Here is a 13,962-nt window from a genome sequence, read left to right as displayed (position 1 = left end):
TTTTTTATCGCTCTTTAGCGATGCACTTTTACAGTAAAACCTGCAAAAATTGGCGAATAACAACGAATTAAAAGTAGCATCGAGCGACACGCATTTTGAAAACATTCTCGCGTATTATATGGACGATAAGACGCCTGAAGAAGTTCGTCTGGCTCGTTTATCTGAAACCGATAAGAAATTAAAGAAGCGATGGGAAGCTGCATTCACTATGCTTTTGGAATTTAGAAGTCCGGAAGATGCTGCAAAGAAGCTTCAGCAACTTTTTGACATTAGCAAAGCGACTGCCTATCGAGATGTGCAACGATGTGAAATGTTATTCGGATCCTTTAAAAGATTTGATCGGGAAGCGTGGCGATATATTTCTATTGAACGAAAACACAAACTTTATCAAAATGCATTAAAAAAGGGAGACCTCGAACTGGCTTATAAGGTAGATAAAGAAATTGATAAACTTTTAGGACTTCACGAGGAAGAATCGCCTATCGATCTAGATAAAATCGCAGCTCAAGATTACAATATAATTATGAGCAATAAACAAGAACGCTTGATTAAACAAATTTTAGCAAGTGGAGGCGCAGTCAATATGAATGTTGATAATACCGTAGAGATTGATTTTGAAGAATTAAAAAATACCTCTGAAGATGGCGAAGAAGATAAGAGGTAAACGCGGGAAGATCACCTTGAATTTTGCCCAGATGGTTGCCATTATGGCCAAGGCAAAAGTAAAGTTTTTAGAGTGGGGGCGTGGTACCGGTAAAAGTACCATTCTCGCTTACTTTATGTTGATGATGGTAAAACATTTACCTCGTGCCACTTTTATTTTAGTTGGGAACACTTATGCGCAAGTACTCTCGAATACATTAAAATCTACCAAGGCGGCGCTTGAATTTTTTGGCATCTATGAAGATGTTGATTATGTGGTTGGCTCAAGCCAAGGTAAACGAATGGGGTTTAAAATGCCTTACGAAAAACCAAACCATTGGAAGAATATAATTCATTTCTCTAACGGTACCGTTTTTCAACTGGTAGGATTAGACAATCCTAATAGTTCAAATGGTGGACGTGGTATTAATTCCTCTGGTATTCTTGCTGATGAAGCTGCGCTTCTTGACAATGAAAAGCTATCGATAAACGTAAAGAACACCAACCGTGCGAGCAAAACCGGTATTTATGGCGATAGCCCTTGGCTACTTTCTGAAACCTACGTAAGCTCGACTCCACTAACAAAAAAAGGGAAGTGGTTTATTGATGGAGAAGAGTTGGCTAAAAAACAACCTGATAAGTATTTCTTTCACTCTGCTACGGCTCACTGGAACCTTGACAATGTACGTAGTGACTATTTCGAGTACATGCGCGACTCTTATTCAAGTGAGTTGATTTACAACGCTGAGATGTTGAATATACGTCCTAAAGAAATAGCAGACGGTTTTTACCCGCAGCTTACAGAAGATCACTACTACACGAATAAAGACAACGATTATTTAGAGAGTATTCCTTTATGCGATATTAATGGCGACCCGCTTACCAATGATGATAAGCATTTTAACTCAAAGCAGGATGCAGATGTAATTAAGTCTGAGCCTTTGATTATCTCTGTAGATTGGGGTGCAAATATTAACGCAATGACCGTGCACCAACTACAAGACAATACTTGGTATGTATTGAAGGAATTCTTCGTGAAGTCACCCAAGATCTTAGACCACTTGTTTATTGAAGAGTTCCTGCCATACTATTCAAGCCATCAAAACAAAACGGTTTACTTTTATTATGACCGCACAGGTAATAATCGGACCGCAAATAGTAAGATGACTTTTGCCGACCAGGCTAAAGAAATCATGGAGAATCACGGTTGGACCGTTCACAATATGACCACCGGTTTAAACCCGAGTTATGTAGATAAATTCAGATTATTGAATATAATGCTTAAGGATGATGGACGAAAGCAACTGCCCAAGATTAGAATCAATAAAACCAACTGCCCCAACCTGATCGTTTCATTAGAACACGCAGAAGCATATGATCGAGGACGTGGTATCGAAAAAGATAAACGTCCTGAACAAAGAAAGAAGGTGGAGCAAGAACACGCTACCCACTTGAGTGATACCTTTGATTATCCCATCTTTGAAATGTTCTGGGATAAGTATGTTGGTAATTACGTCAAAACCGAAGACCTCCCAATCTCGACATTCTAAACCCCGTTTCATATTTCCCTGAATTTTTAAACGGCAAAAGTCATACGAGTATAGGTCACGGCGTGTTCAATCGGCGAAAAAATGAAACTCTAAAAAAGTATTTTTAGGGTTAAAAAACTGAAAATCAATATTTTGATTTTTAAAATATGAGAATGATAATATGAAAGCTAAATATAAATCTCACCACACTTATGTCATTACCAAAATTAGATTGGGACCAGGAAATAAGAAGTTTTCTGGAGACCTATTTTGAGCCCATAAGCTCACCGATCGAAGCCGACGATGAAACTGAAAAACTTTCACTTTCTGTAATCACCAATAAAATAACAAGGATTTTACCGGGGCAATATATTTACGAGGAAGATGTATTTGAAGCACTACAGGAGTTAGGCTTTAAAATTTTCAGTTATACGATACCACCGGAAATTGATGAAGAAACAGGAAGAGAGATTTTCCCGGAGAAAACGGCGTATGCTTATTTTATGAATAAAAAAACAGCCGTTCTTTAACGGCTGTTTTTTTATTTAAGGAAGCTTATTACAATCTATCCTATAAAATTTAATTTTTCATCCAGACCTCTTCGTGCTAATTCCTTTTTAGCAGCTTCTTTTGCATCGATTTTTCCTTGTGCAATTAGTGAAAGTAAAAACCCCATTTCAGTTTGAAATAAAAACTCAGGGTTGTAACAATCATCTTCTACTTCATTTACTGCATCTTCAAAATATTTTCCAATTTGTCCGTCTGCAAATTTTAAGGTGATGATATCATCTTCTTGTTTTTGAAAAATACCGATTTGACCTTGTTTGTTAATTGGGTCTTTAGTTAAATTTCTAGGTACTAAATAAAGTTTCATTTTTAATTATTTAAGCGTTAATACTACATCTAAGTTAACAATATAATTCGTTGATTTATAGTTTATAAAGCTAAATTAAAGCTATTGTTTTCTTAAACATTTAAACTAAATCTTACCTTTTCACCCTTCAATAATTCTTTAGTTTTCTGAAGATTATTTTCATAAATATGAACATTGCCCAGGAATAAATTAATACTCTTTAATTGCATATTTATTTGCCTACTTATCAAATACAAATGATAGATATCTGCGGGCAATCCCAAGTTTGCATCACTACTTCTTTGGTAGGCGCTTAATACTAACTTACCATTATCGATTTGAAACTGAATTAAACTTAAACATGGTTGCTGATTACTTTCCGCATCGGTAGCACCGAGAAACAATACATAATTTTTACTATTTCTTTTTTCCTGGTTTATTTTTCTAATGAGCGGTGGGAGCTTTTCAAAATAGGTCGGGTAAGAGTTCACTAAAATAGGACCGCAGTAATCCCACCATTCAATTCCGGCCTCACGATACTTTTCGGTTAATCGTTCCCCTTTTTGAAATAGCTCTAATTCATTTTTTAATTTATTCCTGGCAATCGCATGACCTTCCAAAATATCAAGTAAATCAATTGGTTCTAAATGCAGATTATAATTCAGTAAATATTTTATTTTCCCTTTTTTGTTATTTTGAATTTGCCCTTTTTGGATGATTTTATTTAAGGCTTTGTGATATTTATTCATAACTATTAACTTCTTCAGATTTTAATTTTTGTCCGTTTTTAACTACTTCAAATTGCAGATGATTTTCTCGCATATATTTTACCCAGCGCTTAACGTTTACATCACAATAGGCAAGTTCAAGTTCAATTCCTCGGCATTGTCTCCAATTCTTTTCGCAAGCAATTAATGTGGAGCCGGAACCTAGAAAACCATCGAATACAATTTGTTTTTGTTTGCTTGAGTTCTTAACCAGGTATTCAATAAGTGGTACTGGTTTCATTGTGGGATGGTCCTCACTTTTTAAAGGCCTGTCAAATTCTAAAACGGTACGTTGTTTTCTGTCTGAATACCAATTATGGGCAGCTCCGGTTTTCCAACCATATAAACAAGGTTCGTGCAACCAATGGTAGTCTTGACGACTCAAAACGATAGAATTCTTTTTCCAGATCAAACATTGCGAAAGTTTAAAGCCTACGTCTGTAAATGCTTTTCTAAAATTAACGCCTTCCGTATCTGCGTGAAATACATAAATTGCAGCTCCGGCTTTTGAATGTTCAAAAACTAATGAATAATAAGTTTCTAAGAATTGATAAAATGAATCTGCTTCCATTTTATCATTGGCGATCTTATTTCGTTTTTTATTCTGGCCACCTTGGTAATCTACATTGTAAGGCGGATCGGTAACGGTTAGATCAATACCTTCACCTTGTAAAACTTCTGTAAAGTTTTCAGGAAGTTTACTGTCACCGCAAATAATTCTGTGAGTAATACCTTTTTGTAAGCTTTTCAACTCGTAAACGTCACCTTTCACCGTGATGGGTTCTTCAGGTGGTTCTGGTTCAAAATCACTTTCTTCTTCGGTGTTAAGTTCTTCCGGGAGTAAATCTTCGGGGAGTTCGATATCGCCTACAATCAATCCTAATTCTTCCAGATCAATATCTGCAAAATGCTCCTCAAGAACATCGGTATCCCAAAATCCGGCAGCTACATTCGATGTAATATTGTATTGCTTAAATTCTTCTTCGGTTAGCGATCGATTTGGTACACGTACATCGATAACTTCATCGCCACGTTCCAATAACATCAAGACTTTAATTCTCTGGTGGCCGGCAATTATTTTATTGTCGGTATTGATGGCCGGGACTTCAGCAAGATTAAATTTCTCAATGCTTTTAATTAAGCGTTCTTTCTTTTCTTCGGTTAAAATTCTGGGGTTGAATTCATAAGGAACTAACTCTTTGACCTTTCGTTTTTCATTGCGCCATTCTAAAGGCGCGGTAATTGTTTTGCTCATCTTATTTTAATTATTAATATATTTGTAATCTCACCACTTTTTAAGTAAAAACCTCAATCGGCAGAAGGCATTACGCCCTCCTGTAGACCGATTGAGGTTTTATTATTTAAAGTGGTGAGAAACTATTAGATAAGCAGGAGGGTTTTTTATAGAAGATCCTCTATCTTCTGCAGGTCGATTTTATTTTGATGTAGTTTTTTTTCTGTACGTACTATTTGCTGATTGATCTTTCTAATTTTCAGTTTATCAGTTTCATTTGATGCTGCTACCCGCCAAGCTTCCAAGCGTTTATTCATTTTATGTATTGAAGATTTTAAACTGGCTTTTTTCAATAACAGCTTTTGCGGATCCAAGGCTGAATAATCATTTTCGGTTTTTGTGGGCAGTAGCGTTTTATGGGTTTGCCAATACTCCAGTTCTTCCCAAATGTTGGTTCGCTGATCATCTAGATCTTCAATTTGTAAAATGATCTCTAAGGCTTCATTTTCGGCTTCCTCCGGTAAATCATTCAGTGCATATTTTAAATCGCACATATCGTAAAAGAGCTCTTTCAGAAATCGAAATCTTATTTTTAGTTCTGGCGGCAATTCACCGTATTTAATTTTCTGGAAGTAACTCTTCGCGCTATCTTCTTTTTGTTGCTTTCTGGTAAGCTCTAAATGAATAGCAGCATCGTTTTGCGGTAACTTTACCTTTTTAGGCTTGGTTTTAGTAGAACTTGTGGTTTTAGTTAGAGGTAAATTTGCCTTTTTAAGCTTTCTCAGCTCACTAATTAATAAAGACATATTTCGATTGCTCTTACCTCTTTTTAATTGAGTGAGCGTTCTATTTTTTGCATTTGGGGCATTTTGGTAAAGTTTTACTCCCAAATCATAATCCATCGATGTAAACCAATCTTCTATTTTCATAATGCTAAACTCAGAAGATCGAGAGCTTTTAAAAAGGACATCTCGACTACGCTCGATACAGCCTATAAAAAAAGCCACTACAAAATGCAGTGGCTTTTTTAAATTAACTAACTATAAAATTATTTGTCTGCTTTTAATGCGTTTAACTTGGTGTTGATCACACCTTCAACTTTCTTCGTATCGCTCAATTCTGCAAGAAGTTCAACTTCTTCAATCGTGCGAGCGTTTAAGATCATCTTCGCCACATCTTCGGCTACAAACTTTTGTTTTTTTAAATAGCCGAGTGACTCTTTATTTAATTTAATCCAAGGAAATATTTTTCTCGGAAGTCTGTAAATTGCTAAAGCTTTTTCGTCTGAAACTTCTTTGCTAAAGGTGTTCACCTTGCCAACTTTTGGAATGTCATATTTCCCTGGTTCGATATCAAAATACTTACTCATAATCTACAATTATGGAGTTGCTGGTGCAGGAAATTCCTGAATCGTTCCTGAATATTCTGGAGCAGCATAATTTTGTGTGTCTTGAATTTTCACGATCGTATTTTTATTATCACCTGGCTTTTGTCCTGAAGTTGCTGTAACCTCGATCATATAAGCCGGAGAAAGTTCAGATCCGATTTGTTTTACATTTCCAGACTTTTCTTTTACAATGTAAATCATCGGAACATTTTTATACTTTCTTACATATCCTGCGGTTTTTGGTCCCGTTCCTTGTAATGTACCGGTAAATGAGTTATTTAAACTCAAGTTCCCTTTTTCACCACCGTGAGCCGTATCTACTAAACCACTATCTGGATTAATATAGATTTTATGAAAACCACGACCTTCTTTAAAAGTATGCGCTTCAGTAATAGTTGCTAAGCTCGCTAAGTCTGTGGCAGTACTCAAATCTGCAGGTTTGGCAATAGTTTCAAAATCTGATACTGCTGCACCGTATACTCCAGTTTCACTTACACCGGGAGCTGTCTCTGTATTTGGACAAAAATCTATATTCTCTAAAGGAATTGTATCTGTACAGTTATCTGACATTTTTTAATGTTTTTGAATTAAAAAATTTGAGTTACCATATACCAACTCGGCCATCACGTCTTTGGTTTGAAGAATTTCTTCTTGCGTCATCGGTTTGCCGTCGATATTAATGGTTTTGGGAGCACTCTTTTTAAATTCCCACTTCAATCCGCGTTCGTCTTCAAATACGCTCGCAGCTTCTTTTTCTTTTGCTGAAATTGCTTCTTCGTCCTCTTCACTTTCTTCTGAAGTTTCAGTAACCACTTCTTCTTCAGTTTCGGTTTTAGTTTCGGCTTCGGTTTCAGTTTCTTCTGAAGCTTCTTCTCTTTCAGCGATCTCAGCTTCCTTGTTATTGATGAGTTCTTTTAATTCATCATTTTTAGGAATATTCTCGGGATTTATTGCAATCCCGAGTTCTTCACATCTTTTTACTAATTCTGCTTTATTCATCTAACTAGATTTTTAGATTACGGTGCAGTAACACCATCAATTCCAAAATACAATTGGTTTTTATCAGTATCACCTAAACCATAAGTAACATCTGAATAATTAGAAACGAATAATAATTCGTTAACCATTACTTCGTAACCTAACCAGAACTCCATAAATAATTTTATGATATAGTCTTGAACTTGAATCATATTAATTTTTGGAGGATTGTCGATTTTATCAATCAACTTCACAAGGTTATTATCTACAGTTCCAAAAATCGTATCATCATCTAAGAATGGTAACCCAACGATCTCTCTTCCGAAGAAAGTTTTTGTTGAATCTTTTTGAAATTGATTCTGTCCATAAGTTTCAACATAATTTCTTATGTAGCGTTGTTTGTTAGCGTGACTCACAAAAATCACTTTAACTTTAGGCGCGATCTTTTCTGGAAGCTTAGTTTCAAAATCTGTTGTTCTTTCAACGATATTTGAATCGGTTAATGCAGATAAAGGAATTTTAAAGGCAGGGTGGTCGGTATTTGCAACTGCATTAGCAACTACTTGTTTAATTCCGTTTAAAGACTTACCAAACTGACCGTCGGCATTTGCATCATCTCTAACCGCCATAATTGATAACCAGTTAATATCATCAATTACTTTTGGCTTTAATTCCTTTTCAATGATGTATTGAGAGATCGGCATATTTACACGATCTTTTTCTTCATCATAATAATCACCGGCTAAATATGTATGTTGTACATCATCCGGATCAATTTCAAAATTTACTTTCTGGCGGAAAGCCTCAAGTTTTTTGCTTTTTAATTGAGCTTCACCAAGTGATTGCCAAACATTTTTATAGCCTTGAACCACATTAGTCATAATGCTATGCCAAGAAGGATATTTTCCTTTAACCTTGGTAATCGTTTTACAGAATTTGTTTAAGATGACTTCATCTGTATAAGTCATAGCGGGTACTACTTTCGCATTGCTTTTTACGTATTCCCCTAACTCTTTAGTAATGTCTTCTACTGTCATGGTTTAAATTGAATTATTTCAACATTGATTTATAAGCTGACTTATCTACATAAGATGGAGTCTCGTCTTCGTCGTCTTCCTGAGCGCCTCCCGTGGTATGGGTTGCTCCCGGTTTACCATTAAGCACTTCAATTTGTGCGGTAAGTGCTTTGGCGATGTCTTCTGCAGAAGCGTCTTCTGCTAAATTTTCTACACCGGCTAAGGTGGCAGCATCACGTAAATTTTGTGTAGCTGCGGTAACTTTTGCCGTTTCTGCGTCTACTGCTTTTTTACGCTCGTCTTTTTCTGTAGCCAGATTATCTTCTGCCGTTTTTTGCGCATCTTGTGCGGTTTTGATTGTCGTAGCATTCGCAGAAAGTTCTTTCTCAAGAGCTGCTTTTTGCTCTTCGTTTAAATAAGATCCGTGTTCAGTGGTTGCCAATGGATTTTCTAAACCAAGGGCAGCTTCCAAACTCGGATAAGAATTTGGTTTGCTCATTGTATTTCTAGGATTTGATGTTTGAGATTTTGTGGTAGGAATGTTGAAAGCCATCGCAGCATATTTTTTAAATCGCTGCTCAGTATTTAATTTCATAATATCTTCTGGAACCGAAGCTTCGTTGCCGTCGATAATTTTATCGTAAAACCCGGCTTCTTGTGCTTCATCACTGGTAAACCAATTGTCTTTGTAGTTTAAGTAAGTTTCTTCCACATCTTTTTGAGAAATACCTAAACGGTCCTCAATAGATTTACCTAAAGCTTTGTCAATTTTTTTACCTGCTTCTAGTTGCTCTTCTACTTGTTTGGTGTTGCCCCAATATCCAGAACTAGAATTGTGGATCATTAACAACGAATTCTGAAAAGCGTGAATTTCATCACCGGCTAATAGAATAAGTGCTGCCATCGATGCAGCAAGCCCATCGTTATAGGTAATGATTTTCTTTTTAGAAGCAACAATGGTGTTGTAAATGGCTAAACCTTCAAACACATAACCTCCGGGAGAATTTATGCGAATATGTATAGTGTCGGCATCTTTCTCTATGTCGTGAAACTCTTTAGAGAATGTGTTTGCCGTGTTAATTTCTTCCCAGGTATTCCAATCAATCCCGCCGATGGCTCCATAAATATATATGGTAGCCTCGCGATCGGCTTCGTTTTTTACAATACTAAAATATGGTTTTGGTTTTGCCACGCTGTTGCGATTCAATTAGATACTATTATTGAATCACAATATTATAAGGGAAGTAAGCGCGTTAAAAGGACATTAAAGTGAACCGGCCAACGGGAAGGCTAAACCTTGAATAATTGGGTTGCTTCCAATTTCTTCAGGCGTAAAATATACGGGCGCTCCATAGGTGTCGCCCTCTAATTGTATGTTATAGCCTTTTATACCGGCAGGGGTTGGGCTGTTCATTTCTTCAAAAGAAAAGAGTAGGGGTTGCATCGAGGTTCCGTATAATCTTGCGGATCTATATTTTCTCAAAAAAGCGATCACCAGTCTATTATTATAACTTTCTAACAATTGCAGCAAAGCTTTATCTTGTGGGAGTAATGGGAAGTCTATTTTGTTTTGCCACGTTTTTTTATGATTATTGATTCTTGTTTTGCTGTCTACGCTATGTTTTTCAGGCATTAGCGGGATGCGCATCGCTTGAAACTCATCGGGCAACGAGTTGATGATTTGAAGAATATTGGTGGTGCTGTCTAAGTGATTAAACTTTGGAAGCTGTGAAACTTCGATAATATTTATATGATGAAAGGTATCAAAATTTTCATCGCTGTACAGGTTGCATAAATCGTAAATCATAGATAAATATTTTAGGGACAATTTTCGAGGGCTCGAAAATTGTCCCAGTTGGTTTTAAGCACTTAATTTTTCTTCGTAATCGTCTTTTTTTCTCTTAAAATCTCGGTGCAGCGTTTCTAATTTTATGTCTTCTTCAGTAATGTCGTAAATGGTAAGAAAGCTTTTTAAGCTTTTTAAAAAATGCTTTTTGTCTTGATCTTTATTAATGAGCATATGCACAAATATTTCATCTCTAAATAGTTTGTCGATCTGGTCATTAAAAAGTTGTGCATTTACCTCGCTAATGTGTACTCCCGTTTTATCGTATAAACTGTAAGGAACTTTTATGCTGAAAATTTTAGAGAAGTTTCTGGTCTTTGAATATTTTACATCGGTATTGCGACCGTGAAGCGATAAGATTAAACTCCCGATAAAATTGGTGCGCGAGGCTTCAATAGCATCAGACCCGCAGCGTTTGAGTAGAAATTTGTACACGTGATCTGCGACAGGAATGTGTTGCGTGATAGAGTAGTCTGCCATTTGAAGAAAAATTAAGTGTAAATATAAGTAAAAAATCCAATGACAAAATAAGATTTTATTAACGTTATTGCTAGGTTTTTAAATTTAAAAAATAAAATTTCTATTCTTTTTTATTCAATAGGGTAATCTCTTTTATAAAAAAAATTGATGTTTATTAATACACAGATTGTTTATAACTACTGAATTATCTGGGCATTGTTCAAAAATAAGGGTGTGTATTTAATGCTTATATTTGCTATACATAAGTATAAATTTCATTAAAAGCAAAAAATTTCTTTAATAGATTAGTTAACATAAATAAAAATAACGTGTGTTATTATTGCTTAAATTTGTTTTATAAACGATTAAATAAGCTTTATAACGTGATCTCTTTTATCAGAGTTGAATAATAAATAAATTTGTATAAATCCTAGTAACAGAGTTAATCTAGGTTGATTCTTCGGAAAATAAAAAAACCCGAGAGGTAGGAGTCTCAGGTTTTTAATTTAGTACTCAAATACTTATAGTGATGAATACAGTGTTATGTATTTTCCTTATGATCGTGCTGATTAAGGAACTCCGAGCGTACGGAGATTAATTTTTTAAGACCCATCTGCTGTAACAGGTGGGTTTTTTATTGGTTTTTGTATTACAAAAATAGACAAAACTTTTCTTTTTGTAAAGAAAAGTTTGCAATTTAAAAAGTTTAGTTAGGCAGAATCACTCTTTTAGAATTTGTATCTACATCTTGAGAGTAAAAGTTTGGAACGGTATGTTCTTTAAAATCTTCGTTAATAAACGCGTGCGGGATAAACTCTTCAATTTGTTTTTGGGTAAGATTTGGGTACATATAACCGGCAGCAAAATAATAAGGTTCGTAAAGCTCCGGAATAAGCATCGTAGCTTCAAAACGCTCAACGATTTGTTTTTCGGGTTTGGTGTTGGATGCGATGTAGCACATAAAAGTTAGTTTGTGCTAAATATAAAAAAAATGCTAACATCGAATATCACAAATAAACGTATGTAAATGCTTACAAACTTTTTTACTTGTGTTATTCGGTAGTTAGGCAACAATGTTTACTTCCAACGCTCAATTTTTAATTCTTACTCGGAGCGTGAAGAACGGCGTTCTGTTTCTTGGCTATGCCAATTTGCCTACGCTCACGAAAACAAAGTAGCCAACTATGTATAACACAAATAACTACCAAGTTTTTATAATTGATTTGCAGTAGCTTACAATTTCTTGGCAATCTTTGCAGTTAACTTTATCTTTAGTGTTTTCAAAACTTCCGCAAGTTTTATTATCGCCGTCAAGGGTCAACCCGCATAAAGTATAATCACCCCCTACTGCTGCAGAAAAATGAATAGTATCTTTAAAAAGATCATCTCCATCGCCAATAAATTTGATTTTATTTGTTTTCATAATGTATCTTACTTTTTATTTTCATCGTTACTTGTGTTATACTTATAAGTTGGCAACAATAGTAAAACGCCTTTGCGCTTAATTAGAGATTTTACTCACTCAGACGCACGTCCAGCCGCTAATTGTTTTACTACGGATTGCCAACATTGTATAACAGCAATAATTTTCCGCCGACTTACTCAGACGTTGAAGAACGCTCTAAGGGTAATTTTTCAATTCTCACAGTTTCATTTTCATATTTATCGTTATTACGAAATCGGTACTGCATTTTAGGGTATTCAAGTCCTGTGCTTTTGCACAAAACAGGAAGAGAGCCGAATATTCTCGGCTCATCTTTTTCTTTGTTTAAAAACCAGTAGGGCATAATATTATCTTAATTCCTCCCAAGAAGGAGCGTTTTCAAAAAATTCAGTTGTTGAGTAGTTTCCTATTTTTTCTACATTTTCAAAATCTCCTTCTGCCCAATCTGCAAAAGCTTCTTTATCTTCTTTACTTGCATTTTTGTCCGCCCAATTTAGTAAAGCAACTCCTTCTGCCCATAATGTGTTTTCCTCGTTGTTTGCAATGTTTAAGATATCATTAAAAGTTTTCATAATGTTTAAATTTTGTTGTTATTGTTTCTTTTGTACACTACAAATATATAACACATTTTGTTTACTGCCAAATAAAAACACAAATTGTTTTATTTATTTTGTAATTTTAACATTTTAAGCCGAACTATGCGGGTTTGTCGCTATCGCGCCACGGCGGAAAAATTAAAGCGGTTATACTTATCCGTTAGCGTGTAATTATAAAAAAGCCAACGCTAATTAATAATTCAATTTTTCGTTAAGAATTACCATATCTAAAATTTCAAGCTCGTCTACATTAGCTTTTTTTATCGCATCATAAAAGTCTATGTTTTCATCAGATAATCTTTTTGAAACTTTATTTCTAAACCTCTGGTAATTACTATCCAAAAGTTCTATAATTTTAATGCTTTTTTGCTTGTTTCTATGCCATTGCATCAGTCTTTTTCTAAGCTTAAAATGATATTGGCTTTCAATGTGGTTTAGCTTCTTGCTCATTCAAATTTTTCTTTTGTGTTTGGCTGCCGTTCCGGCTATGCCTACTCTATTTTTTTCATAACTACACCTAACAACGCATAACCGCAATTACTATGTAACTACAATGTAACTAAGCGTTTATTTTTGCTGTTCATTTCCTTTATTTAAAGGCTTTAGCTATGTAACTGACGGTTATACAAATCGGTTAGCGTGTAATTATAAAAAATCCAACGCTAATTTAAATTACTCAATTGGGTGTCCGGGACAACCTCCGCCAAAAGGATCAAATCCTTCGCAATCGACAGAAGAGGGTATTAACTTGTGGCCTTTTGCTTGCAATCTTGCAATTTCTTGTCTAGCTTCTAAGTCGGTCATCATTTTACCGTCTTCACCTTCAATAAAATTTATCTTTTTGCCTTTCATATTTCTCAAAAGACCTTCAATACTTGTGCTTAAATGTTTCTTAACTCTCATCTTGATGATGTATTTGTTCAAATTTATGATCGCAACGCTTAATCACTTTGTTTAAAGCTTCGAGATCATTAAAGTTTAACCGAATACGATCCCCATTGATTAACTCAAAACATAGCCAACCATTTTCTATGTAAGAGTTTTTGACGTTGGGTAAATTGTTGGTTTTTATTGGTTTTGGAGGTGGTGGTGGTGACTTATATTTTGGTATCCCATTTATACCTGAAAATGAGATGTGAACCAAGCCAAGCACATAACCAACAACACCAGCCCAAAAGATGATCCAACCTATTCTAAATGTTTCTTCCATA

20 protein-coding genes are annotated in these 13,962 nt (G+C 35.2%); 3 read left to right on the top strand and 17 right to left on the bottom strand.

What is annotated here, in order from left to right; translation table 11 throughout:
* Positions 1-49 precede the first annotated feature (49 nt).
* From KW502_RS10920 to KW502_RS10910, 3 genes are all read left to right on the top strand, one after another.
* Positions 50-664 (top strand): hypothetical protein, encoded by a 615-nt coding sequence (locus KW502_RS10920; protein WP_219040595.1) that lies wholly within the window; start codon positions 50-52, stop codon positions 662-664.
* Positions 642-2,192, top strand: a complete 1,551-nt coding sequence (locus KW502_RS10915) for a terminase large subunit domain-containing protein (protein WP_255554213.1) — start codon at positions 642-644, stop codon at positions 2,190-2,192. The genes KW502_RS10920 and KW502_RS10915 overlap by 23 nt, the downstream gene beginning before the upstream one ends.
* A 191-nt stretch (positions 2,193-2,383) precedes the next feature.
* Positions 2,384-2,701 (top strand): hypothetical protein, encoded by a 318-nt coding sequence (locus KW502_RS10910; RefSeq protein ID WP_219040594.1) that lies wholly within the window; start codon positions 2,384-2,386, stop codon positions 2,699-2,701.
* Positions 2,702-2,736: 35 nt separating this feature from the next.
* Here KW502_RS10910 and KW502_RS10905 read toward each other — a convergent pair whose 3' ends face one another.
* From KW502_RS10905 to KW502_RS10825, 17 genes are all read right to left on the bottom strand, one after another.
* The gene (locus tag KW502_RS10905; protein ID WP_219040593.1) at positions 2,737-3,045 is read right to left on the bottom strand and encodes a hypothetical protein; all 309 of its coding nucleotides are present in this window, start codon (positions 3,043-3,045) and stop codon (positions 2,737-2,739) included.
* 92 nt (positions 3,046-3,137) lie between these two features.
* Positions 3,138-3,773, bottom strand: coding sequence for a thymidylate synthase (locus tag KW502_RS10900; protein ID WP_219040592.1), 636 nt, complete (start codon positions 3,771-3,773; stop codon positions 3,138-3,140).
* Positions 3,766-5,046, bottom strand: coding sequence for a DNA modification methylase (locus KW502_RS10895; RefSeq protein WP_219040591.1), 1,281 nt, complete (start codon positions 5,044-5,046; stop codon positions 3,766-3,768). The genes KW502_RS10900 and KW502_RS10895 overlap by 8 nt, the downstream gene beginning before the upstream one ends.
* 146 nt (positions 5,047-5,192) lie before the next feature.
* Complete coding sequence (locus KW502_RS10890; RefSeq protein WP_219040590.1) at positions 5,193-5,954, bottom strand: hypothetical protein; 762 nt, start codon at positions 5,952-5,954, stop codon at positions 5,193-5,195.
* Positions 5,955-6,073: 119 nt separating this feature from the next.
* On the bottom strand, positions 6,074-6,394 hold the full coding sequence (locus KW502_RS10885; protein WP_219040589.1) for a hypothetical protein: 321 nt from the start codon (positions 6,392-6,394) through the stop codon (positions 6,074-6,076).
* Positions 6,395-6,403: 9 nt separating this feature from the next.
* A complete protein-coding gene (locus KW502_RS10880; RefSeq protein WP_219040588.1) occupies positions 6,404-6,982 on the bottom strand; it encodes a hypothetical protein in 579 nt (192 codons plus the stop codon).
* Between the two features lie 3 nt (positions 6,983-6,985).
* On the bottom strand, positions 6,986-7,411 hold the full coding sequence (locus KW502_RS10875; RefSeq protein ID WP_219040587.1) for a hypothetical protein: 426 nt from the start codon (positions 7,409-7,411) through the stop codon (positions 6,986-6,988).
* 17 nt (positions 7,412-7,428) lie between these two features.
* Positions 7,429-8,427, bottom strand: coding sequence for a hypothetical protein (locus KW502_RS10870; RefSeq protein ID WP_219040586.1), 999 nt, complete (start codon positions 8,425-8,427; stop codon positions 7,429-7,431).
* 13 nt (positions 8,428-8,440) lie between these two features.
* On the bottom strand, positions 8,441-9,598 hold the full coding sequence (locus KW502_RS10865; protein ID WP_219040585.1) for a head maturation protease, ClpP-related: 1,158 nt from the start codon (positions 9,596-9,598) through the stop codon (positions 8,441-8,443).
* A gap of 72 nt (positions 9,599-9,670) precedes the next feature.
* Positions 9,671-10,213: a hypothetical protein gene (locus KW502_RS10860; protein ID WP_219040584.1), complete on the bottom strand. Its 543-nt coding sequence runs from the start codon at positions 10,211-10,213 to the stop codon at positions 9,671-9,673.
* A gap of 54 nt (positions 10,214-10,267) precedes the next feature.
* Positions 10,268-10,732, bottom strand: coding sequence for a hypothetical protein (locus KW502_RS10855; protein WP_219040583.1), 465 nt, complete (start codon positions 10,730-10,732; stop codon positions 10,268-10,270).
* 685 nt (positions 10,733-11,417) lie between these two features.
* Positions 11,418-11,672: a hypothetical protein gene (locus KW502_RS10850; RefSeq protein WP_219040582.1), complete on the bottom strand. Its 255-nt coding sequence runs from the start codon at positions 11,670-11,672 to the stop codon at positions 11,418-11,420.
* Between the two features lie 240 nt (positions 11,673-11,912).
* Positions 11,913-12,134, bottom strand: a complete 222-nt coding sequence (locus KW502_RS10845; RefSeq protein ID WP_219040581.1) for a hypothetical protein — start codon at positions 12,132-12,134, stop codon at positions 11,913-11,915.
* 368 nt (positions 12,135-12,502) lie between these two features.
* Positions 12,503-12,727, bottom strand: coding sequence for a hypothetical protein (locus KW502_RS10840; RefSeq protein WP_219040580.1), 225 nt, complete (start codon positions 12,725-12,727; stop codon positions 12,503-12,505).
* Positions 12,728-12,943: 216 nt separating this feature from the next.
* Positions 12,944-13,201, bottom strand: coding sequence for a hypothetical protein (locus tag KW502_RS10835; protein ID WP_219040579.1), 258 nt, complete (start codon positions 13,199-13,201; stop codon positions 12,944-12,946).
* 222 nt (positions 13,202-13,423) lie between these two features.
* Positions 13,424-13,654: a hypothetical protein gene (locus tag KW502_RS10830; protein ID WP_219040578.1), complete on the bottom strand. Its 231-nt coding sequence runs from the start codon at positions 13,652-13,654 to the stop codon at positions 13,424-13,426.
* Positions 13,644-13,961, bottom strand: coding sequence for a hypothetical protein (locus KW502_RS10825; RefSeq protein ID WP_219040577.1), 318 nt, complete (start codon positions 13,959-13,961; stop codon positions 13,644-13,646). The genes KW502_RS10830 and KW502_RS10825 overlap by 11 nt, the downstream gene beginning before the upstream one ends.
* Position 13,962 lies beyond the last annotated feature (1 nt).

It is taken from the genome of Mesonia aestuariivivens (assembly GCF_019311235.1).
Lineage (GTDB): Bacteria > Bacteroidota > Bacteroidia > Flavobacteriales > Flavobacteriaceae > Mesonia > Mesonia aestuariivivens.
Note: the sequence above shows the minus strand (reverse complement) of the source record. Positions and strands in the feature narration are given on the sequence as shown.